Genomic DNA, 23,451 nt, shown 5'->3' with positions numbered 1-23,451 from the left:
TTATTTTGTCAGCATACGAGAGATAACTAGTCGTTGAATCTCTTGTGTACCTTCATAAATTTGAGTAATTTTCGCATCACGCATATAGCGCTCTACTGGGTAATCTTTTGTATAGCCATAGCCACCAAATACTTGTACTGCCTCTGTTGTAACAGACATTGCAGTATCTCCTGCCATAAGCTTCGCCATTGCTGACATTTTCCCATAAGGCAAATTATTCGATTCTAGCCAAGCTGCATTATAAGTTAATAGTCTTGAAGCTTCGATAGACGTTGCCATGTCTGCAAGCTTAAAGGATACTCCTTGGTTTGCAGAGATTGGTTTTCCAAATTGAACACGCTCTTTTGCATAAACTGTTGCTGCATCTAAGGCCCCTTGTGCAATCCCAACCGCTTGAGCCGCAATTCCATTTCTTCCTCCATCTAAAGTTTGCATGGCAATGATAAAGCCCTCTCCTTCATTTCCAAGAAGGTTTTCCTTCGGGACACGACAGTTGTCAAAGATGATTTCCGTTGTTGGTGATGAACGAATCCCCATTTTCTTTTCTTTTTTCCCTACGCCAAACCCTAGGAAGCTAGATTCTACGATAAATGCACTAGTGCCTTTATGCTTTGAATCAGGATCTGTTACGGCAAACACTACATAAGTGTCAGCAATCCCACCGTTTGTAATGAAGATCTTCGAGCCATTTAATACATACTCGTCACCATCAAGCTTCGCATTTGTTTTCATGCCGCCCGCGTCACTTCCAGAACCAGCCTCCGTTAAACAGTAAGCACCGATTTTTTTCCCCTCTGCCATAGGTCGAAGGTATTTTTGTTTTTGCTCTTCATTACCGAACTTGTAAATCGGCCAGCCTGCTAAAGACGTATGTGCAGATAGCGTAACCCCTGTAGACGCACAAACTCGCGACAGTTCCTCAACTGCAATCGCATAGGCCAAGAAATCGAAACCAGCGCCACCATACTCTTCAGGCCAAGGAATTCCCGTTAACCCAAGCTCCGCCATCTTATTCCAGATTTCAATATCAAAACGCTCCTCCTCATCACGCTCTGCCGCAGAAGGTGCCACCTCATTCAACGCAAACTCCCGAATCATCTCACGTAACTGCTCATGCTCCTCTGACAACTGAAAATTCATCTTCCATTCCCCCATTAATTGTTTTGGATCAGAATTGTTTATGTACCAGGTACATAAACAATTCTGGTTTAATTCTGAATATTTTGTGTGCCAGGTACGCGAACAACTTCATAACAACTCCGAATATTCTAAATTATTCATGTACCTGGCACCCATTCAATTTTAGTGTTTGCTGATTACGATTTTTTGGATTTCGCTTGTGCCTTCGTAGATTTCGGTTACTTTGGCGTCGCGGAAGTATCGTTCTACTGGATAGTCCTCGGTGTAGCCGTAGCCGCCAAAGACCTGGATTGCTTCTGTTGTAACCTGTACTGCTGTTTTAGAAGCGAACAGCTTTGCCATTGATGCTTCTTTTGTACATTTCAATCCTAGTGACTGATAATTTGCTGCTCTATAAACTAGTAATTTCGCTGATTCTACCGCTGTTGCCATATCTGCTAATTTGAAACCGATCCCTTGGTTTGCAGCAATTGGCTTTCCAAACTGAACTCGCTCTTTCGCATAGTTTGTTGCTGCCTCCAATGCCGCTTCAGCAATTCCTAAGCTTTGTGAGGCAATACCGATTCGACCGATATTCAAGTTGGCCATGGCGATTTTAAAGCCCTCGTTTTCATTGCCTAATAGGTTTTCTGCAGGTACTTTCATATTTTCAAAGGTTAGCTGCACCGTTCGAGAGCCATGGAGCCCCATTTTCTTCTCATCTTTTCCAACGATGAACCCTGGTGTATCCTTTTCTACTATGAAAGCAGAGATGCCGCGGGACCCTCGTGTTGGATTTGTTGAGGCAAACACAATATATACATCTGCCTCACCGCCATTTGTGATAAAGACCTTCGAGCCATTCAACACATAGTAGTCATCCTGTTTTACGGCTTTCGTTTTTAAAGCACCTGCATCAGATCCCGCTTCTGGCTCTGTTAAGCAGAACGCTCCTAAATACTCTCCGCTCGCTAATTTCGGCACATATTTTTTCTTTTGTTCTTCTGTTCCAAAATATAGAATTGGATTTGTTCCAACCGAAGTATGCACGGAAAGAATCACTCCAACCACTGCACTTACTTTAGATAGCTCGTTGATGGCTAAAATATAGGAGGTAAAGTCCATTCCTGCCCCGCCATACTCTTCAGGAACTGTAATGCCCATCAGACCAAGCTCTCCCATTTTTTTCAGGATGTCATGAGGGAATTCTCCCTGCTCCATTTTGTCGATGAATGGAGTAATTTCACTTTCCGCAAACTGACGCACCATTTCTCGCATCATCATTTGCTCTTCTGTAAACACTAGATGCATCTGAAACCCTCCTTAGTCTTCGTAAACGTAGAACCCTCGACCTGTTTTTCTTCCAAGCCAGCCTGCAGCCACATATTTACGAAGAAGTGGACATGGTCGATATTTGCTGTCTCCTAATCCATCATGCAGAATTTCCATAATTGATAGACATGTATCTAAGCCGATAAAATCAGCTAGAGTCAATGGTCCCATTGGATGATTCATACCAAGCTTCATAACATCATCAATAGCTTCCTTTGTGGCAACCCCTTCATACAATGCATAGATTGCTTCATTGATCATCGGTAACAAAATTCGATTTGAGATAAATCCTGGAAAATCATTCACCTCAACTGGCGTCTTGGATAATTTACGAGTCATTTCTTCTACTGCCTCGTATACCTCATCAGCAGTTGCCAGACCACGAATAATTTCAACAAGCTTCATTACTGGCACTGGATTCATAAAATGCATCCCAATAACCTGCTCTGGTCGCTGTGTTACAGCAGCAATTTCCGTAATTGGTAAAGATGAAGTATTCGTTGCCAAAATCGCATGCTTTGGTGCAATACCATCCAGCTCTCTAAAAATCGACTGTTTAATCTCCATATTTTCTGTTGCTGCTTCAATCACGATGTCTACATCACAGGCATCCTTCAAATCAAGAGACATGGAGATTCGACTAAGTACAGCCTCTTTTTCTTCTTCAGTTTTTCTTCCTTTTGCTACATCTCTTGCTAGATTTTTTGTTATAACCCCTATGCCTCGTTCGAAAAACTCTTGCTTCATATCATTCAGTTTCACGTCAAGACCAGCCTGTGCACAAACCTGCGCAATCCCTGATCCCATTTGTCCGGCACCAACCACCATTACTTTTTGAATCGTCACTACTCTCTCATCCCCTGTCAATTGTTGAAGTATCTGACTTATTTTCGAAAATGGCACTAAATTATTGTTTAGGTACCTCGATCATAATGGCATCGCCTTGACCACCGCCCGAACAGATCGCTGCGATACCAATGCCACCTCCACGACGTTTTAGCTCGTATGCTAATGTTAAAATGATTCTTGCTCCAGATGCTCCAATTGGATGCCCTAGTGCTACTGCTCCACCATTAACATTGACTTTTTCTGAATCGATTCCTGCAATTTGATTGCTAACTAAAGCCACTGCTGAGAATGCTTCATTAATTTCGATAAGGTCGATTTCTTCTATGGATTTATTTGTCTTCTTTAATAATTCATTGATGACAATTCCAGGTGTCTGTGGAAAATCCTTAGGCTCTACGCCAACCTCTGCATGCCCTAAAACATATGCTAATGGTTTGCGCCCCTCTTCGTTTGCTCTTTCTTCACTCATTAACACCATTGCACAGGCGCCATCATTTACACCTGGGGCATTCCCAGCAGTAATTGTTCCATCCTTATCAAAAGCAGATCTAAGCTTTGATAACGCTTCCATCGAAGTGTTTTTACGAGGCGCTTCATCCTCATGAACTGTCGTGATATCACCTTTACGACCTTTAATTTCAATCGGTGTAATTTCTTCAGCAAATTTCCCATCTTCCATCGCTTTAATGGCTAATTGGTGACTTCTAACTGCCCACTCATCCTGCGTTTCTCTTGCAATTTCGAATGTATTTGCAGTTTCATTCCCGTAAGTTCCCATGTGTACATTATTTGGATGGAAGGCACATGATAGACCATCGTACACCATGCCATCTACTAATTTTGCATCGCCCATTCGAAGACCCCAGCGTCCATTTGGCAAGTAGTAAGGTGCATTGGACATCGATTCCATCCCACCAGCAACAATTACCTCTTCGTCGCCTAAGCGAATTAGCTGATCTGCTAGTGTGACACTACGCATACCTGAGGCACAGACTTTGTTAATCGTTTCAGTTTTTACTGAGTAAGGAATGCCTGCTTTTGTTGCTGCTTGGCGTGAAGGGATCTGCCCTTGCCCAGCCTGGAGTACAGTGCCCATAATGACTTCGTTTACTGTATCCGTCGCTACATTTGCTCTTTCTAAAGCTGCTTTAATAGCATTTCCACCTAAATCACTTGCAGAAAGTGGAGAAAGTCCTCCCCCAAACTTTCCAAATGGTGTTCTTGCTCCTTCTAAAATCACTGTTCTACTCAAATCTACATCCCCTTTGTCTATCGAGTTTTTTTACAGCTGGGCTTTAATATTAATGAAAAACAATCCCCTTGTTCTTAAAACACACTTTACGCCCAACATAATCGAGAAACTCCTACCTGACTGAACGCTCGCTCAATTTATGTTTAATAAAAAAGGGAGCCATTTAGAACTCCCTTTTCGCATTTATCTATATTTTATAAAATATGAAACTAATAATCAATTTTAATTTTTCAGATATCTACATTTTATTCTCTTTTATGATTAAATACCTTAGAAAAATCAACATTTTCATCAAATCATATTAATTTCGAATTAAACTTCAACAGCCTCTTCTTCTACCACTTCAACGATTTTTTCACCGAATACAGAACGTTCTAATAGCTCTGCGATATCATAAGTGCCAACTGATTCCTCAACCTCTTTTGCTTTCGTTCCATCTGAAAGCATTGTTAAGCAGTACGGACAGCCAGAAGAAATAATCGATGCTTCTGTTGCTAATGCCTGTTCTGTTCGCGCCACATTGACACGATTTCCTACGTGCTCCTCCATCCACATTAGACCACCACCAGCTCCACAGCACATTGCCGTTTCACGGTTACGCTCCATTTCAACAAGGTTTACACCCGGGATAGCTTTTAGAATTTCACGCGGTGCATCATATACATCATTGTAACGACCTAAGTAACATGAATCATGGAACACAATCGTTTCATCTACTCGATGATTTAATGTCAGCTTCCCTTCATTAACTAAATCGAATAGTAGCTCAGTATGATGGTATACTTCCCCTTCCCAGCCAAAATCCTTGTACTCATTTTTAAAGATATTGTAGGCATGCGGGTCGATTGTAACAATTTTCGTCACATCATTTTTCACGAATTCGTCGATATTAGCTGTAGCTAACTCTTGGAATAAAAACTCATTTCCTAAACGGCGAGGTGTATCCCCTGAGTTTTTCTCTTTGTTTCCTAATATCGCAAATTTCACGCCAGCTTCGTTCATTAAACGAGCGAAGGATAGAGCGATTTTTTGTGAACGGCTATCGAATGATCCCATTGATCCAACCCAGAATAAATACTCAAAGCCTTCACCAGATTTTTTCGCTTCTTTTACAGTTGGAATCGAAATAGTTGAATCAAGCTCTCGCCAGTTTTCTTTTTCTTTACGGTTAAGACCCCAAGGATTTCCTTGACGCTCGATATTATTCATAGCGCGTTGTGCATCAGAATTTACTTTACCTTCAGTCATTGTTAAGTAACGGCGAAGGTCAATAATTTTATCGACATGCTCGTTCATTACCGGACATTGGTCCTCACAGTTACGGCAAGTTGTACATGCCCAAATTTCTTCTTCTGTGATAACATCCCCAATTAATGATGGGCTATAAATATCTTCAATAACAGCACCCTCAGCTCCAGCCGCCATAGCAAGCTGATTTCCTTGCGTATTATTAAATGCAAATGCTGGTACCCAAGGCTTTTGCTTCGTAGTTACTGCCCCAGTAAATGTTAAGTGATCTCGAAGCTTCACGATTAAGTCCATAGGAGAAAGCATTTTACCTGTTCCTGTTGCTGGACACATATTCGTACAGCGACCACATTCCACACATGCATATAAATCTAGCATTTGCTTTTGAGTAAAGTCAGTAATTTTACCGACGCCAAGTGCTGGCATTTCTGCCTCATCCTCTGCTTCTTCAAGTGCAGCAAAGTCAATAGGGCGTAGTGTCCCGATACGATCTTGGCGGTTTACTACAGCATTGATTGTACCTGTAATTAAGTGGAAATGCTTTCCTTGTGGAATATATACAAGGAAGGCAAGAAGTGCTATTAAATGTGCCCACCACATTACGAAGAATACAACAGCAGCTGCCGTTGGTGACATCCATTGGAAAGCCCAAGCGATGCTAGATGCAACTGGTTCTGCTAAAGTTAAAGCATGTCCGTGCCAAATAAGTGCCATCCCGTTACCGATTAGAGTAGCGAACATTAGAACACTTAAAAACAAATACACTAAACCGTTTTTAAAGCCTCTTTTAAGACGAACAAGCTTTTCCATATAACGGCGGTAAAACGCTACCGCTACAGCAATTAAAATAGTTAATACTACAATTTCCTGGAAGAAGGTAAATACAGGATATAATCCACCAAGCGGTAAATGTGAATCCGGTGCTAGTCCCTTCCAAATTAAATCTATTGCCCCTAATTGAACTAATAAGAATCCGTAGAAGAAGGCAACGTGGACTAAGCCCATTTTTTTATCTTTCAAAAGCTTGGATTGTCCAAATACCTTTTCAGCTAAATCCCCAATACGTTCCTTTAGCTTTAACTCAAACTCTTCTTTTCTACCAAGTTGAATGAACTCATAGCGTGATTTAACTAGATAGAAGAATAGTCCTAATGCGTATAATACAACCGCTGCAAACATCACCCAATTTGCAATTAGTAATCCATTCATGTCTTCTCCCCCTTTTTGCCTTTTCCCCTTTGTCCAAAATAACTTTTCCTGAGTAGCCTTAAAATAATCTATAATATTAGTTAATTCAAAACCTCTCATTTTTATGTCTCTATTGTAAAATATGAATGAGCATTCAGTCAATCTATTGTTCGAAAATTTCTAATAATATATTGATACTTTGTTAAATATACATCTTTTTTCTATGCTATAGTATTATTCTCACTATAATAACAGTGATTAAATAAGCCCTCTAAGCTAATAAAAAAACAATCCCGTTTAAGAAGGATTGTTTTCTCACTCAAATTATTTAAATACATCTCCACTACGAATATACTCAATATCTTTTACATTCGAACGGAAGTTTACAACACGTGCAGCGGCAAAGAAGTAATCCGATAAACGATTTAGATATCTCTGGATAATAGCAGGCGCATCCTCTACTTCATTTAAAAGTGTTACTACTTGTCTTTCTGCTCTACGTGTCACTGTTCTTACAATATGAAGTGTTGCAGCTGCCGGTGTGCCACCAGGTAAGATAAATCTCTTTAAAGGCGGCGCTTCATCAGATAGGGCATCAATTCTTTTTTCCAATACCTCAATAGATGCTTCCTGCAATGTTATTTTTCGTTCCTTCATGACATTTGCTAAATCACCACCACAGTCAAATAGCTCATGCTGAATTGTTTCAAGGTCTTCTAGTAAATCTTTAAAAACTGTTGAATCTAATTCCGTTACGGCCTTGCCAATAAACGAGTTTAGCTCATCGATTGTGCCATAGGCTTCTACACGCAGATCATCCTTATTAACGCGTCCACCTATTAAACTTGTTTTTCCTTTATCCCCTGTTTTTGTGTAAAGCTTCATAATTATCTATCCCCTTTTCGATAAGATTGAACTGCCTCTACGGTTGCTTCGAACACACCTTTACCTATTACCTGACCGACTTCAGTAATCGGACCCCCATATTGCATTAACTCTCCTGCCTGTGTTGAGGCAATCAATAAGCTATCTGTTGGCGTACCTGTCGCAATGGTATTCGAAACTGAATCGTAAACCTCTTCATGCTGCAACGCTTTTGATTTTGCTTCGGTTGCTGTCATCATTGCCTGCACAAAGGCCTCATCCGATAATTTTCCGTTAATAAGCACCCATGTGTTAATGGTACCAACACGAAAGAAATCGTTACGTTTATAGCTTTGGGAGACATCAATGGCATTTCCAACTCCCGCTGTAACTACTACAATTACTTCACCAAATGGCATGCTATAGTTTTTAACTACTGCCTTTTTTGTATCAACAGCAGTCATCATACCAACTGTATTTGTCGGGGAAAAGTCTTTATCAACTAAGTATTGATAATATTCTTCCTTCACATTATCAATATCATAATTGGGGGCTACGGTGCGATTTACAAAATTCGCAAACCAACCCATACCCGCATTATGTACAGCAGATGATAGCACCTTTAAAGGAAAAGGAGATTTAAATTCAACATATTCATTGGTGATGTTTAAATGCTCGACTGTAATTACTTTTTCAAGGGTGTCCTGCAAATCAGGTAAAATCGTCATTTGTGGCTTCGGCTGCTCTGGATGTGCTTGGATTGAAATCCTTGTATCGTAAACAGCCATAACCTTTTCCTCAAGCAAGACCTCATGAGGGGCACCATATGCTCTCACTTTTCCCTTTTCCATTAAAAGTATTTCATCACAGTAGAGTGATGCCAGGTTAATGTCATGGAAAACGGACACAACGGTTAAATCATTTTCAGTTACTTCCTTTCGAATCATATCCAATATTTGCTTTTGATGTGCAATATCCAAATGATTCGTTGGCTCATCAAGCAGCAGTAAACTAGATGCCTGGGCTAAAGCCTGGGCTATAAAAACTCGTTGCTGCTCCCCACCCGATAAAAACTCTAAATAATGATTTTCATATTTCTCAATATCCGTTTGCTGCATCGCCTTTTTTACGGCACTTTCATCTTCAGCTCTCCAGCTTGAAAAGAAGCCTGATTGATGGGGATATCGACCAATGGAAACTGTCTCCCGTACCGTACTTGAAAATGCAGTTGCGTGTAATTGCGGTAAAATCGTCATCTTTTTAGCTAACTCACGTGTTGAGTATTGATCTATCTCCTTGCCATCTATGAAGACATTTCCAAAAGTAGGACTCATTATGCCGCTGATTACCTTCAATAGCGTTGACTTCCCACACCCGTTCGGACCAAGTATGCCTATCATTTTTCCCTTTTCAACTTGAAATGAAATTTCTGATAGAATAGGAGCCGCTCCGTAACCGCCAGAAATATTATGAACCTTTAGCATAGTTTCACCCCCTACTTCTTCGTTGCTTAAAGAAGATATATGAAAAGACTGGCGCGCCGATAAAGGCTGTAATAACACCAATCGGCAGTTCAGATGGTGTGATAATCGTTCGAGAAACAAGATCACAAATTATCAATAGACTTGCTCCATTTAAAAATGACAGCGTTAGTAAATGACGATGATCAGTACCCCAAAGCATACGCGTCATATGTGGAACGACTAATCCTACAAAGCCAATAGTACCTGAAACCGAAACAGCCGCCCCTGTTAGCATCGAACCTCCTGCCAGAATTAAATACTTTCTCAACTTCACATTAACTCCTAAAGCTTGTGCTCGTTCATCACCATACATCATGGCATTTAATTCTCGACGATTTAACCACAATAAAATAACACCAATTACAACAAAAGGTAGAATCATTTGCACATATGGCCATCCACGCATAGACACACTACCCAGTAACCAGCTTGTAATTTCACGGAGCTGTTGGCCTGTAAGTGCAATCATTAATGAAATACAGGATCCTAAAAAGGAGCTGAATATGACCCCTGTTAAAATAAGTGTTTCCATTTTCATAGAACGGTCGATTAGTCTTGCAAAGGATAGGACAAGAATCATTGAAAGAAATGCACCGACCATCCCGAATAACGGCAGAGTGTAAGACCCGAGTACCGGTATTGAAAGACTGAAGAAAATCGTTGCCACTGCTCCAACAGAAGCACCGGAGGAAATACCAAGTGTATATGGATCTGCCAAAGGATTTTTAAGTAATCCTTGAAAGGCTGCCCCTGCAATGGCAAGTGACGACCCGACAAGTCCAGCTAAAATTACACGAGGCATTCGAATACCCCATAATATACTATAAGCACTTGGATTGGTCTCGTTATCCCATAATGTTGAAAGAGGTATATCTGCAGAGCCAATCGAAACCCCAAGCCAAATGCTAACGAATAAAATTAAGATAGATGAACTATAAGCAAATACCATTTTCTTTTTCACAACACGACCCCAACACTATTCTTTACAATATTATATTTTTTAGTAGAAATTGAATTGTATTTCATTGCTTCACCTTTGTTTTCATAAAAATAAAAAGCCTCCCTAGCCAAGTCAAAAGGGAGACTTTTGTAATTAATAGAATTACAATCGCAGTACTCCCCCTATCCTCGTAAGGTTTGAATCGTTATCATAAAGGCAGGTCTCCTGGCTTATGTTCATCATGCTCCCCTCCTTCCCATTACGAGCCTTTCGTAACAGTGGACTTTAGGGGCACTCCCATTTACAGTTGCGGGACAGCGTTGGACTTTCACCAACTTCCCTTTTACTCTTTTTGCAAAGCTTTGCAAAAAGACCTTTACTAGCTATGAAATTATTTCTCTCTATTATACTTTATTTATGGAAAAGAATGTATAAAACTTTTCGAGTATCATTGATCCATTAAACTTGTTTTATTATGCTTTTTCGTTCAGTACCATTTCAGCTAATTTTTTTATCGTTAAATCATCCATTGGTGGATTATGGAGTCCCGCACGCACATCACGGTAATAACGTTGTAGCGGGTTTGAGCGCTGTAGGCTTTTTGCTCCAACTACTCGCATCGCTTTATCGACTACAGTAATGGCAGCATTAGTGACAACATGCTTTGCTACATTTACTGCATTAACAATAACCAAGCCTTCCTGTTCTGTTAGCGTTTTACCCTTTTGTTCTTTCGCTTTCAATTCCACATAGCTTTGTGCAGCACCATATAATGCAAATCGGGCTTGGGCTAATTCCAATTCGATTTCACCAAGCAATGCTTGAACATTCGGTAACGTAGCTATTGTCCCTTGAATGCTGTTCGGTGAATGAGTTTTGGCAAATTGTATTGCATAGTCACGTGCTGCTTGTGCAATTCCTAGGTATGTTGCGGGAATCATGAGCAGCCATCCATTCAATTTGAAGCCTGTCGTATAGTTAGGGACTTCTACCAAATCAGATGCATCCAATTTCACGGCATTCAACACTAAATCATGGCTCCCTGTTCCACGCATTGCAATAACGTCCCAGGTCTCCTCTATAGAAATCCCTGGTGTATCTTTATGTATTAAAAAGAAGCCGATTTTCTCCTCGTCCTCAATCCATGCAGAGGTTAAAAAGTAGTCTAACTCAGGTGAGCCAGTCGTATAGCTTTTTCGCCCATTAATAATCCAGTTGTCCACATCACGTTTTGCCGTCGTGCCAGGGCGCCCTCCACGAATCGGACTGCCAGTTGCCGCTTCACTTACAGCCCTGTTAATAATTGCTCCTTTTTCTACCTCTTTAGCAAAGGCCGCTAGCTTCGCAGGCTCCCAATATTTATTCTCAAATAATTCACCCACCGTTAATACCGTCCAGCCTATTGAAAGCGCTGTGCTTCCATCGTAGCTCGCTAGGGTTTCCTGTAACAAAATAGCATCATAAATAGTAAAACCGTCGCCACCTAATTCTTTCGGTAAGGTAATTTTCGTATACCCGATATCACGTAGCTTTTGAATATGCTCGCGAGGAAAGATTGATTGTTCATCAATTTGTTGGGCATTAACTTTGAATTCTGCTTCTAGGGTTGCTAGCTTTTTTAACCATTTTCGTTGTTCTTCAGTCTTAATAAATAAACCTTTCAAATTCGCCATCTCCTTATCAGACTAAATCCGCTCTCTATCTTATAAGTCTATTTTACTTTTAGCTTCTTTCATCCGTCAAATTCTTAGTAACTTAATATGGATTGTAAGCTGGTGAGTCTCTTAAAATGGATTGCGGTTTTGGAGTGGTTAAGGGTTGAAGAATAACCGAAAAATTTCCTTCTAAATTGAAATATAGTGATATTTTCATTGAATTAAAGGAAGTTTTTCCGCTTATTTTGCCAAAACCCGTGAATTTCGGCTTATTATATAGAGATTAACAGGAAAATCTTCTCTTATTTCTGCTTGTTAGGCCTCTATTTGAACCATTAACCGAAAATTTTCCGCTTAAATAAAAAGCATGGCGAACTCGATTACGATCGCCATGCTTTTTCACAAATTGTATTTACACTTTTCACTTCAGAAGAGCACCCTTTCTTTTTTTAAGCACTCTCCCATCACTATTAGATTATTTCATGGAAATACTGAACAGTTTTCATTGGGTCACCTACTTTACGCAGCTCCCAGGTTTCTTCTAAATAGATTTCCGCTAACTTTTCATATTTATCTCCAAATTGAGCTGCCCATTCTATAGCGATGACACTTTCATAAATAAGGGCCATTTTTTCTGTAATTGCCTTTGCATCATAAGTTTGTGTGGCATCATCTAAGGAAACAAATAGCTGTAGCTGCTTATCGATTACATTTAATTGAACTTCGACGATTTCTTTCAACTTTGATGTTGGAATTGCTAGTAATCGCTTATTCATTTCTTCAATAAATAAATTATGTGCATCATACTTTTTAAATAATCGAATGACCTCAAGGGCTAAAATGTTCGCCGTACCTTCCCACACCGTCAGAACCTGTGCATCCCGTAATAATCGCGGTGTGACAAAGTCTTCGATATAGCCATTTCCTCCATGAAGTTCGATGGCTTCACTTGCAAATTTGACTGCATGCTCTGCCGTTTCCTTCTTCATAATAGCGATGTACAATCGATTCAAAACCGTTTCTCTCGTAGTTCCCTTCCCATTCGTAACAAGATCATATTGCTGAATCAAATCAAATGTAGCAGCTACTTCCACATGTAGTTTTGCTGCTAATTTCCCTAAAGAATCCTGAATCATCGGGTAGTTCGTCAAGCTTTGCCCGAATGCCTCACGATTGGAAACATAGTGCTTCGCTTCTAGAAACGCACGTCGCATAATCCCTACTGAAGCTACAGCATTACAAATCCTAGAGAGATTTAGAGCTTCAAGCATATAGTATATGCCCTTACTTGGGTCCCCAACAACATAGGCACGCGCACCATCAAACTCTATTTCTCCAGACGGCACTGCACGAACGCCTAATTTATCCTTTAGCCGGCGAATTCTTAGCCCGTTGACTGAGCCATCTTCATTTTTCCACGGTACTGCAAAAAGCGTCAGCCCCTTTGACCCTGCTGGTGCGTTAGGGATACGTGCCAATACCATGGCAACTCCGCACATTCCTGCATTTGAAGCAAAATATTTTTCGCCATATAACCGGTAGCCTTCTCCATCAAAACGTGCCTTAACCACGTTTGCACCTACATCGGATCCACCTTGTCGTTCCGTTAAAAAGGTAGCTCCTTCAAATAATTCCACTTCCCCTGTTGAACAAACATAGGGAAGAAATCGTGCCTTCAATTCCTCACTTGCATAATGATCCAGTAAATAGGCTGTTGCCATCGTTAACGTCACTGGACAATAAAAGCCTGGTTCGGCATGAGAAAGCAGATAGCCCTGTGCAAAGCTATAAACATAGTTCCCCTTTTTCCCTAACTGTGGAATTTCTTTATGGACATAGCCCACGATTCCAGTATTATAGGATTGCTGAATTGTCTGTTTGTAGCCTTCATTGACCCATACCTCTGAAGTTTCCTCACCGTATTTATTGTATCGTTTTAGTCGAGGCTCTCCCTCCCTATCAGTATGCTTTGCCCGTTCATCAATTTCACCGGCAACTAGCTCCCCAAAATCCTGCAATTCTCGTTTTGCATATTCTAAGAGCTTCGGTTCCAGCATTTGTTCTAGTATTTTGTGAAGCGTCTCATCATTTTCAAAAAAGTTTGATTCTCTTTTACTAGAAGATTGCAAAACCTTCATTTAGTTCACCACCTGTTGCTTCAATTGTTGTTTTAGAATTTTCCCTGAAGCATTTCTTGGTAGCGCTTCCACTTGTTCAAATACCCTTGGCACTTTATATTTCGCTAGATGCTCAGTTAAATAGGCTTTAAGCTTCTCTTCATCGATCGGCGTTTTCGTCGCATATACTGCTTTTACCGTCTCGCCCCATTCTTCATGAGGAATACCAATAACTGCTACTTCAAAAATACCCTCAAATTGAAGCATACGATCCTCGATTTCCTTTGGATAAATATTGACCCCACCTGAAATAATAACGTCCTTCTTTCGGTCCACTATCCAAATAAAGCCGTCTTCATCAAATCGAGCTAAATCACCCGTCCTTACCCAGCCATTTATAAAGGCTGCTTTTGTTGCCTCAGCATCTCGATAATAACCGACCATATTACCCTCGCCGTATAAAACCACTTCACCGATTTCACCTTCAGCAACATCTTCCCCATCTTCGTTGATAATTCTAAGCTCTGTCCCGAACGGTGCACGCTTGCCGACGCTCCCAGCCTTTTGTTCATGTTCATCATTAAACAATAATGCCCCACTTGGACCTGCCTCAGTTAATCCGTAAACACATAATAGGTTATCCGTCTTAAAGGCTTGCTGAACTAAGCGAATTTCTTTTTCAGAAAGCGGTGCTCCTCCATAAACCCACCATTTCATCGAGGAAAGATCGGCTGTTTGAAGTCTTGGATTCGAAGCTGTTACCAAATATGCCACAGGTGCCCCAAAGAAGTGCGTCGTTTTTTCATTTTCTACCGAGTCGATTAATAAATCCGGCGTGAAGGTTGGTGTTAAAACAATTGTTGAACCTACTAAAACACCAGACATTAAAAATAAATGTAGTGGCGCGGAATGAGTTAATGGCATCATTAAAAGAAGTCGGCTTTCTGGCTTCACTTCCATTTCGATAGCTATCATTTGCGAAACGGCTAAGACATTGCGATAACTAAAAAGAACCCCTTTTGGTTTTCCCGTTGTTCCAGATGTATATAGAATTGTAGAAAGGTCGTCTTCTGTTAACTGGCAGTCAATTGGTGTAGTTTCGCTTTCTGTTAAAAGCTCTGTGTAGCTCAACCATCCATCAGTTGGTGCTCCTGTTTTGATTTTTAATGGGATAGCCGAGATTTTTTCAACAGCTGCAAAAATAGCTTCATGTGCTAGAATTGCCTTTGCCTCCGAGTGTTCAGCCACATATTCAACTTCTGATAGAGTGAATTTCGCATTCACTGGTACCACGATTCCCCCAATTCGCTGTACGGCAAAATAGCTAACCACAAATTCCAATACATTTGGCATAAAAAGAATCACTTTGTCTTCTTGTTTGATTCCTTGAGCTAATAAGGCATTGCTTAATCGTGTTACTTGTTCATCCAATTCTTTATAGGATACTCTTCTTCCATGACAGATTACTGCTTCATTATTTGAATATTTTCGGGCATTTCTTGCTAACAAATTTGAACTATTCATCAACCATCTCTCCCTTTAAATTCATCAATTTTTCATAGAATTTTGTGTGCAGCTCCTGTAGCTCAATTTTCATTTGAACAAGCTCTTCAATTTTGGAGTCAATTTCTTTCATCTTTTGCTCGCCATATTCAACAGTTCGTTCAAGCTGTTGCACGCCTGTTCGGTCGAAATCAAATAGAAGCACCATCTCCTTTATTTCATCGAGTGAGAATCCATATTTCTTCCCCCGAAAGATGAGTTTCAGCTTAGCAAGCTCCTTCTTTGAAAAGGTGCGCTGATTCGAAACAGAACGACTTGGACGAAGCAACCCAATCTCTTCATAGTATCGTAGCGTTCTAGTTGAAACATTGAATTCTTTCGCAACCTCCTGAATCGTTTTCATCTGCCTTCTCACCCCTCTTTTCCCAAATTATAGCATTGACGTTAACGTAAACTTCAATAGAATTTATGCAATTAATAGAATTTTATATTTGTTATGTAGAAATTTGGTGTGGGTGTGGGTGTGGGTTCGGGTTCTCTTTGACCAATTACCCTCGCTACAGCGTTTTCGAGGAATTGACGACTCTTCTCTTTGACCGATTAACCATGCTCCCCCGTTTTCGAAGAACTGACGACTCTTCTCTTTTACCGGTTAACCTCGCTACAGCTTTTTTGGGGCACTGACTACTCTTCTGTTTTACCGATTAACCTTACTACAGCGTTTTCGGGGAACTGACGATGCTTCTCTTTTACCGATTAACCTTGCTCCAACGTTTTTGGGGAACTGATGACTGCTCTCTTTTACCGATTAACCTTGTTCCAGCGTTTTCGGGGAACTGAAGACTGCTCTCTTTTACCGATTAACCTCGCTCCACCGTTTTCGGGGAACTGACGACTCTTCTCTTTTACCGATTAACCTCGCTCCACCGTTTTCGGGGAACTGACGACTCTTCTCTTTTACCGATTAACCTTGCTACAGCTTTTTTGGGGAACTGATGCCTCTTCTCTTTTACCGATTAACCTCGCTCCAGCGTTTTTGGGGAACTGACGACTGCTCTCTTTTACCGGTTAACCTCGCTCCACCGTTTTTGGGGCACTGATCCCGCTCCTCACTAAACCGTTAGCTGCCCCTCCCCCCAGCTCTAAACAAAAAAATGACCCACCGAGCGTTCAACTGAAACGCCCAAATGGGTCACTTTACTATAAATGTTAAATTACATTTTTTCCGGAGCTGCTACACCGATTAAACGTAGTGCGTTTGCTAGCGTTACACGGACTGCGTTGATTAGTGCTAGGCGTGCTTCAGTTAACTCTTTGTTATCTGGGTTAAGCACTTTTTCTGCATTGTAGAAGCTGTGGAATGCAGCTGCCAGGTCTTGGATATAGTTTGCAACACGGTGAGGTGTGCGGTGTTTTGCAGCATCGGCTACTACTTGAGGGAAGGCACCTACTTTTTTCAGTACATCCTCTTCTTTTTCTGCTGTTAACAGATTTAAATTCTCTAATGAAGTTTTGTAGCCTTGCTCATCAGCCGAACGGATAATTGAGCAAATACGTGCGTGTGCATATTGAGCATAGTAAACTGGATTTTCATTTGATTGTGAAACAGCTAAATCTAAGTCGAAGTCCATATGTGAATCACATGCAGTTTTCACGAAGTAGTAACGTACCGCATCTAAGCCTACTTCTTCAACTAGGTCACGCATTGTTACAGCATTCCCTGTTCGCTTACTCATTTTATATTTTTCGCCGTTTTTATATAGCTGAACCATTTGGATTACTTCAACTTCTAGCTTATCACGGTCATAGCCAAGTGCTTGAATTGCTGCCTTCATACGTGGGATATAACCATGGTGGTCTGCACCCCAGATGTTGATTAGCTTTTCAAAGCCACGTTGAATTTTATCTTCGTGATAGGCGATATCTGGCGTTAAGTATGTGAATGAACCCTCGGATTTGATTAAAACTCGATCTTTATCATCACCGAATGTAGTTGAACGGAACCAAGTAGCTCCTTCTTCTTCAAATACATGGCCGTTTTCTTTTAATTTGTTTAAAGCTACTTCGATTTTGCCGTTTTTGTATAATGAAGTTTCAGAATACCAAACGTCAAAGTTCACACGGAAGTTTGCTAGGTCATTTTTTAATTTATCTAACTCAAGCTTCAAGCCATGCTCACGGAAAAATTCAAAGCGTTCTTCGTCTGATTTTTCTAGAATTGCCGCACCGAATTCCTCAGCCAATTTTCCAGCAATCGTGATAATATCTTGACCGTGGTAGCCGTCCTCCGGCATTGCTGCATCCATTCCTAAAGCTTGCTTGTAACGAGCTTCTAGTGAATGCGCTAGATTGTTGATTTGATTACCAGCATCGTTAATATAATATTCGCGAGATACATCGAACCCAGCAAAGTCTAATACATTACATAATGAGTCACCGAATGCAGCTCCACGTGCATGTCCTAAATGTAGGTCACCTGTTGGATTCGCTGATACGAACTCAACCTGTACCTTTTCACCATTTCCAGCTGCAGAGCGACCATAGTTTTCGCCTTGCTCATTTACTGATTTTACAACATCAGCCAGGAATGCTTTACGGACTGTGATGTTAATGAAACCAGGGCCCGCTATTTCTAATTTTTCAATCTCTGTGCCTTTTGTTTCAAGGTTTTCTAAAATACTTTCAGCAATTGCACGTGGCGGTTTTTTTGCTAATTTTGTTAATTGCATTGCCAGGTTTGTTGCAAAGTCACCATTTACTTTATCCTTTGGTGTTTCTAAATGGATATTTAATTCTGTCCCGGCTTCAACTAGGCCAGCTTTTTCTACCGCTGCTTGTAAGGCGTCTTTGATTGCTTGCTGCAATTGTTCTACTGCATTCATTTTTGTACCTCCGAATATTGTATTTCTAATGTATATTTTCCAACGGATTGACCGCTAATGATGAGATCATACTGGACATTAAATTTCCCGCTCAATTGATTATCTTCATTATAATCATAGGATAGATGCTTGGTTTTTGTTATGATTGGCATCGATCCAAATTGTGTCTCGTATTCTCCAATTTCCTCTTTTATTGTGTTGAATGGCAGGCGCATTTTCACTCCTCCACCACGTAATATAAAGGCATCTTCATTTCCCATTTTGACGGTTGTGCGGATTTCTTTTTCTTCAAGTTGCTCTACATAACGCAGATAGGACTTCCCAGACTTTTTCACTACTGACCCATCTAACCACATTTCGTAGTTTTCTTTTTCTCCATCTATCGGTAAAATCGTGGAATTTAATTTTATTTTTACTTTTGTTTCTTCCATACTCATTGCTTAGGGACCGCTCCTTGGCTACCATTACTATATATAACCTTAATATTATAGGATAAATTGGTGAATTTTATCAAGGTAGAACTATGTAAGGGGTAATTAAATACTATAAGAAATTCCTAAACACTACACTGAAAACAATTAAAAAGGTATGGACACTTTATAGTAATGGTCCATACCTTTATGAATTAATCTTCTAATTATTTAACCCAACCAAGAATCATTTCACGTAATAGCTTAGCCGCTGTATTTACGGTCATTTCAGAATGATCATAAATAGGTGCTACTTCTACTAGGTCGAAGCCTACTACGTTTACGCCGCTACGTGCGATTTCGTGGATGGATGCTAGTAATTCTTTTGATGTGATTCCACCACAGTCTACTGTTCCAGTTCCTGGAGCATGTGCTGGATCTAATACGTCGATATCAATCGTTACGTAGACATTGCGTCCTTCTAAAGTTGGTAAAACCTTTTTAAGAGGCTCTAATACTTCAAATGGTGAAATGTGCATGCCATTTTCTTTAGCCCATTCAAATTCCTCTTTTAAGCCAGAACGGATACCAAATGAATACACATTTTTTGGTCCAATATGGTCGGCAATTTTACGAATTGGTGTCGCGTGTGAATACGGCTCGCCCTCGTAATCAGTGCGTAGGTCAGTATGTGCATCAAAATGAATAATAGCTAAATCGTTATACTTTTCATATACCGCTTCCATTACAGGTAGAGAAACTAAATGCTCTCCTCCCATACCGATTGGCACTTTACCAGCAGCTACTACTTTTCGAACAAAATCTTTAATTTCTTTTAATGACTTTTCTGGATTTCCAAAAGGAAGTGGGATATCTCCCGCATCAAAGAATTTCACATCGTCTAATTCACGATCTAAGTATAAGCTGTACTCCTCCAGTCCAATCGAAACCTCGCGAATTCGAGCTGGGCCAAAACGAGAACCCGGACGATAGCTTACTGTCCAGTCCATCGGCATTCCGTAAAGAACTGCCTTTGATTCCTCATAATTTGGGTGGCTTTTTATAAATACATTTCCTGCATACGTTTCATCAAATCTCATTTATTTCACCTTCACTTCTTATTTTCAAACAAACCCTGCATGTGTTTCTTAAACTCCAGCTTCAATTGGAGCCAATTGCTTTTCACTTTATCATATTTTGTCGATTATTTGTTTAACTCAAACTGATAATTAACAAGTTTTTTCATACCTATCAGCTTATATATAACAATTACAGACCAAATCTCACGGTTCAACTCGTATATATCGCGTCAAAATTGCAATAGATAGGTCTTTTGAAACTTTTTTCGACTTTATTCGTATATGATATATGGATGGTTATTATAAATATCGAATAGCCTTCACTTAGAAAAACTACAACATACAGCTACTTGAAAAAATTATAGATAATTTTAGACAAGTTGCAACAGTTTTTTTACGTATAATTTCGATTAAAGGTTACTTTTTGAGTCTATACTATGGACAGTATAAAAATGATGTGGGGTGAGATGCGGATGAAACGAGAAAGCTATAGACGACAGAGAAAAAGAAAAAAATGGTTAAAGTACACAACTTTTACTGCAGTAGCTGCTGTATTTGCGATTGTAGCTGGGCTAATTGCTTTGCGTGTATATGCTCAAATAGCTGGTGCTCCGCCTTTAACCGTGCCAAAAGCATCTGTATTTTTAGATAATAATGGAAATCGAATTGGTGATTATTATTCTGCAGAAAGACGCTATTGGGTTGAATTAGACGAAATTTCTCCTTATTTAATAGATGCAACAGTTGCTGTTGAAGATAAAGATTTCTATGAGCATAACGGCTTTGATTATTCACGTATCGCCAGTGCAGTTTTGACAGATTTAAAAACACAAAGCATGGCAGAGGGTGCAAGTACAATTAGTATGCAATTAGCTCGTAACCTCTACTTAACATTTGATAAAACCTGGGCAAGAAAAATTCAGGAGGCTTTATATGCCTATCGATTAGAAGTTTTTTACAGTAAGGAAGAAATTTTAGAGGGTTATTTAAATACCGTTAACTATGGGCACGGAATGTATGGAATTGAAGCAGGAAGCCGTTATTATTTCGGCAAATCAGCAAGCGAATTAACTTTAGCTGAGTCAGCTTTGTTAGCAGGAATTCCAAAAGGACCGAGTATTTATTCGCCTATTAATAATTATGAAAAAGCGATGAATCGCCAAGCAGTTATCCTGGGATTAATGGACAAGCAAAAATACATTTCAGCTGAAGAAAAAAGTCGTGCTAACTCTGAAGAAATCGTCTTAAAAAATGAGCAATGGACTGCGACAAAATCAATTTCCCCTTATTTCCTAGATGTTGCGTGGCAGGAAGCTACAAAGATTTTAGAAAAAGAGAATCTGAACATCCGAGAAGGCGGCTGGTCCATTAAAACTACTTTAAACCAAGCACACCAAATAGCTGTTGACGATGCTATCGAGAAAAACATGCCTGACAGTGATTTGCAGGTCGGCTTTGTTAGTATGGATGTGGAAACAGGACAGGTTACAGCACTAGTTGGTGGACGAGATTATGAAGGTAGCTCGTTTAACCGCGTGACGCAAGCAGTACGGCAGCCTGGATCCTCTATCAAGCCATTTCTATACGCGGCTGCTTTAGAGAAGGGATTTTCACCACTGACATTTTTAGATGTCGGCGAAACAATTTTCACCTATGATAACGGGCGAGCAACTTATAAGCCACAAAATGTTAACGGGCAATTTGCAGATAGCCAGATGTCACTTGCTCAGGCTATTGCAATATCTGATAACATCTATGCTGTCAAAACATTAGAGGAAATTGGCTATGATTCCTACCGAGATGTTTTAGAACGATTTAACCTAAACTTCTCCGACGCGAATAATCCATCAATCGCTCTTGGGACAACAGAAAATTCACTATTCGATTTAACAAAAGCATATAATACGATTGCTAATGGCGGGAAAGAAACAAAACCAACAACAATCCTTGAAATCAAAAATGCAGATGGCGAGGTTGTTTACGAATACAAAAAACCTAAGACTGAGCAAGTCATCTCTGAAGAAAATGCTTTTTTACTAACAGATATGATGACAGGAATTTTCGATCCAGTGTTTAGCGATTACTCCCCTGCTACCGGTGTTTCACTGCGCCCACGCATGACACATACGTATGCCGCTAAATCTGGTACAACAGTAAGCGACCAATGGTTAGTTGGTTACACACCTAGCGTTACTGCAGGTGTTTGGAATGGCTATGACCAAGGGAAAACCCTTTCCGTACAGCAAGACATGGCTGCTTCTAAGCAAGTATGGATTGACTTTATGGAGGCCATCAACAAAGGAAAGCCAAACGAAACCTTTGAGCCTCCAAAAGGTGTAGAAAAGGTATTAATCGATATTGAAACTGGAAAGCTCGCAACGGAGTCTTGTCCTAAACAGAGAATGGTTTATGTAAAAGCTGAAGATATTCCAAAGGAAAAATGTTCATCCTTTGAGTTCTTTGATGAAGATTCCTGGAAGGATTTCTTAGATTTATTCCCATTTGAAGCTTTCAAAGGTATGTTTAATAATAACTAATTAAAAAAGCTCTTTCTTGTTCGGTATTATACCCGCCAGCAAGAAAGAGCTTTTATTATTTATCGGTAAAAATTGGTATATCAATATAAAAAAATATCGATTTTTTCTCGAGGAAAAATCGATTTTTATGGCAAACGAAAGTATGAGATTCATGGGGCATCCGGCTTGGGAGTTTCAAATGCCGCATAAGTCTCAAACATTTCGTTCAGCCAAGTGTCCTAGCTTACTATTTAAGCTAGTTTCAGTGTACTTTTTTTCAAACATAGTTTCAACAACGGATTAATTCTTAAATTAAACTGTCACATTTTGTTCAAATTTAAGAATGTTTTTTCCGCAAAAACTATTGACTAGATACTATTTTTAAAACATATTTTCTATTTATTAGTCGTAAAAGTATTATTTTTGGACTTCTAAATCCTTGTGAAGCTGTTCGTCGCTTCTTTCCCACATTTCTAAATTATGAGATTTTAAGAAGTCTGTTAGCACTTCTTTTGATACATCATCCATATAGTCAACCATAATTTTACGCTTCATGGATTTGTCCATTCTGTTGACATGGTCAGCTAAAATTTTATAGCCACGACGTTTTTCTTTGTTCACAACCATTTCACAGGCAGTTACTCCAGCAAAATAAGGTCCATCCTCTTTGAAATCGATTGTAACCCATACTAGCCAATACGGTTTTCCACCTTCTGAGTCCTCACGATTCGTCGTAAATTTAACACGACGCTCCACTTCACTCTTTGCATGCATCGCACCAATATCAATAAATGCGTTTTTTTCCTGTATATCAATAAAAACTGGCGATACATTTTCTAAAGATAATGAACCGATACCAAAGCCTTTATGGCCATCTGTTGGATCATTTTTTATAATGGTAAAGCCCATCTTTTGTTTTGGTTTTTCTTCATTTGCCATATTGTCAATCCCTCCATCTAAGCCTATTATAAAGA

At 39.9% G+C, this 23,451-nt stretch carries 17 protein-coding genes and 1 riboswitch; of the genes, 1 reads left to right on the top strand and 16 read right to left on the bottom strand.

Annotated features, from left to right (window positions below):
* The 15 genes from LG296_RS04225 to speB form a co-directional block, all read right to left on the bottom strand.
* On the bottom strand, positions 1 to 1,140 hold the full coding sequence (locus LG296_RS04225; protein ID WP_107932454.1) for an acyl-CoA dehydrogenase: 1,140 nt from the start codon (positions 1,138 to 1,140) through the stop codon (positions 1 to 3).
* Between the two features lie 162 nt (positions 1,141 to 1,302).
* Positions 1,303 to 2,430, bottom strand: coding sequence for an acyl-CoA dehydrogenase (locus tag LG296_RS04220; RefSeq protein ID WP_107932452.1), 1,128 nt, complete (start codon positions 2,428 to 2,430; stop codon positions 1,303 to 1,305).
* Between the two features lie 12 nt (positions 2,431 to 2,442).
* The gene (locus tag LG296_RS04215) at positions 2,443 to 3,297 is read right to left on the bottom strand and encodes a 3-hydroxybutyryl-CoA dehydrogenase (protein ID WP_107932450.1); all 855 of its coding nucleotides are present in this window, start codon (positions 3,295 to 3,297) and stop codon (positions 2,443 to 2,445) included.
* 61 nt (positions 3,298 to 3,358) lie between these two features.
* Positions 3,359 to 4,552, bottom strand: a complete 1,194-nt coding sequence (locus LG296_RS04210; protein WP_107932448.1) for an acetyl-CoA C-acetyltransferase — start codon at positions 4,550 to 4,552, stop codon at positions 3,359 to 3,361.
* Positions 4,553 to 4,864: 312 nt separating this feature from the next.
* A complete protein-coding gene (locus LG296_RS04205) occupies positions 4,865 to 7,009 on the bottom strand; it encodes a (Fe-S)-binding protein (RefSeq protein ID WP_107932742.1) in 2,145 nt (714 codons plus the stop codon).
* A 303-nt stretch (positions 7,010 to 7,312) separates the two neighbouring features.
* Positions 7,313 to 7,873, bottom strand: coding sequence for a cob(I)yrinic acid a,c-diamide adenosyltransferase (locus LG296_RS04200; protein ID WP_107932446.1), 561 nt, complete (start codon positions 7,871 to 7,873; stop codon positions 7,313 to 7,315).
* A gap of 2 nt (positions 7,874 to 7,875) precedes the next feature.
* Entirely contained in the window at positions 7,876 to 9,336 is a 1,461-nt protein-coding gene (locus tag LG296_RS04195; RefSeq protein ID WP_107932444.1) for an adenosylcobinamide amidohydrolase, read from the bottom strand.
* Positions 9,337 to 9,340: 4 nt separating this feature from the next.
* A complete protein-coding gene (locus tag LG296_RS04190; protein ID WP_107932740.1) occupies positions 9,341 to 10,324 on the bottom strand; it encodes an iron ABC transporter permease in 984 nt (327 codons plus the stop codon).
* Positions 10,325 to 10,512: 188 nt separating this feature from the next.
* A riboswitch (cobalamin riboswitch) is annotated at positions 10,513 to 10,708 on the bottom strand.
* An 80-nt stretch (positions 10,709 to 10,788) separates the two neighbouring features.
* Positions 10,789 to 11,979, bottom strand: a complete 1,191-nt coding sequence (locus LG296_RS04185) for an acyl-CoA dehydrogenase family protein (RefSeq protein WP_181417963.1) — start codon at positions 11,977 to 11,979, stop codon at positions 10,789 to 10,791.
* Positions 11,980 to 12,440: 461 nt separating this feature from the next.
* A complete protein-coding gene (locus LG296_RS04180; RefSeq protein ID WP_107932440.1) occupies positions 12,441 to 14,108 on the bottom strand; it encodes an acyl-CoA dehydrogenase family protein in 1,668 nt (555 codons plus the stop codon).
* Positions 14,109 to 15,611: a class I adenylate-forming enzyme family protein gene (locus LG296_RS04175; protein ID WP_107932438.1), complete on the bottom strand. Its 1,503-nt coding sequence runs from the start codon at positions 15,609 to 15,611 to the stop codon at positions 14,109 to 14,111. It lies immediately after the preceding gene.
* On the bottom strand, positions 15,604 to 15,993 hold the full coding sequence (locus tag LG296_RS04170) for a MerR family transcriptional regulator (RefSeq protein WP_107932436.1): 390 nt from the start codon (positions 15,991 to 15,993) through the stop codon (positions 15,604 to 15,606). Before LG296_RS04170 ends, LG296_RS04175 begins: the two co-directional genes overlap by 8 nt.
* An 811-nt stretch (positions 15,994 to 16,804) precedes the next feature.
* Positions 16,805 to 18,472 carry an arginine--tRNA ligase gene (gene argS / locus LG296_RS04165; RefSeq protein ID WP_107932434.1) on the bottom strand — a complete coding sequence of 556 codons (1,668 nt, stop codon included), beginning with the start codon at positions 18,470 to 18,472 and terminating at the stop codon, positions 16,805 to 16,807.
* Positions 18,469 to 18,909, bottom strand: a complete 441-nt coding sequence (locus LG296_RS04160; RefSeq protein WP_107932432.1) for a DUF1934 domain-containing protein — start codon at positions 18,907 to 18,909, stop codon at positions 18,469 to 18,471. Before LG296_RS04160 ends, argS begins: the two co-directional genes overlap by 4 nt.
* A 200-nt stretch (positions 18,910 to 19,109) precedes the next feature.
* A complete protein-coding gene (gene speB, locus LG296_RS04155; protein ID WP_107932431.1) occupies positions 19,110 to 19,982 on the bottom strand; it encodes an agmatinase in 873 nt (290 codons plus the stop codon).
* A 452-nt stretch (positions 19,983 to 20,434) separates the two neighbouring features.
* Between speB and LG296_RS04150 the strand changes: the two genes are divergently transcribed.
* Positions 20,435 to 22,498 (top strand): transglycosylase domain-containing protein, encoded by a 2,064-nt coding sequence (locus LG296_RS04150; protein ID WP_107932429.1) that lies wholly within the window; start codon positions 20,435 to 20,437, stop codon positions 22,496 to 22,498.
* Between the two features lie 396 nt (positions 22,499 to 22,894).
* Here the strand turns inward: LG296_RS04150 and LG296_RS04145 are convergent, their stop codons facing one another.
* On the bottom strand, positions 22,895 to 23,416 hold the full coding sequence (locus LG296_RS04145) for a YwhD family protein (protein WP_107932427.1): 522 nt from the start codon (positions 23,414 to 23,416) through the stop codon (positions 22,895 to 22,897).
* Positions 23,417 to 23,451: the final 35 nt, after the last annotated feature.

Origin of the sequence: Ureibacillus chungkukjangi, assembly GCF_044795995.1 — a bacterium.
GTDB lineage: Bacteria > Bacillota > Bacilli > Bacillales_A > Planococcaceae > Ureibacillus > Ureibacillus chungkukjangi.
This window is presented reverse-complemented; position numbering and strand designations above follow the sequence as displayed.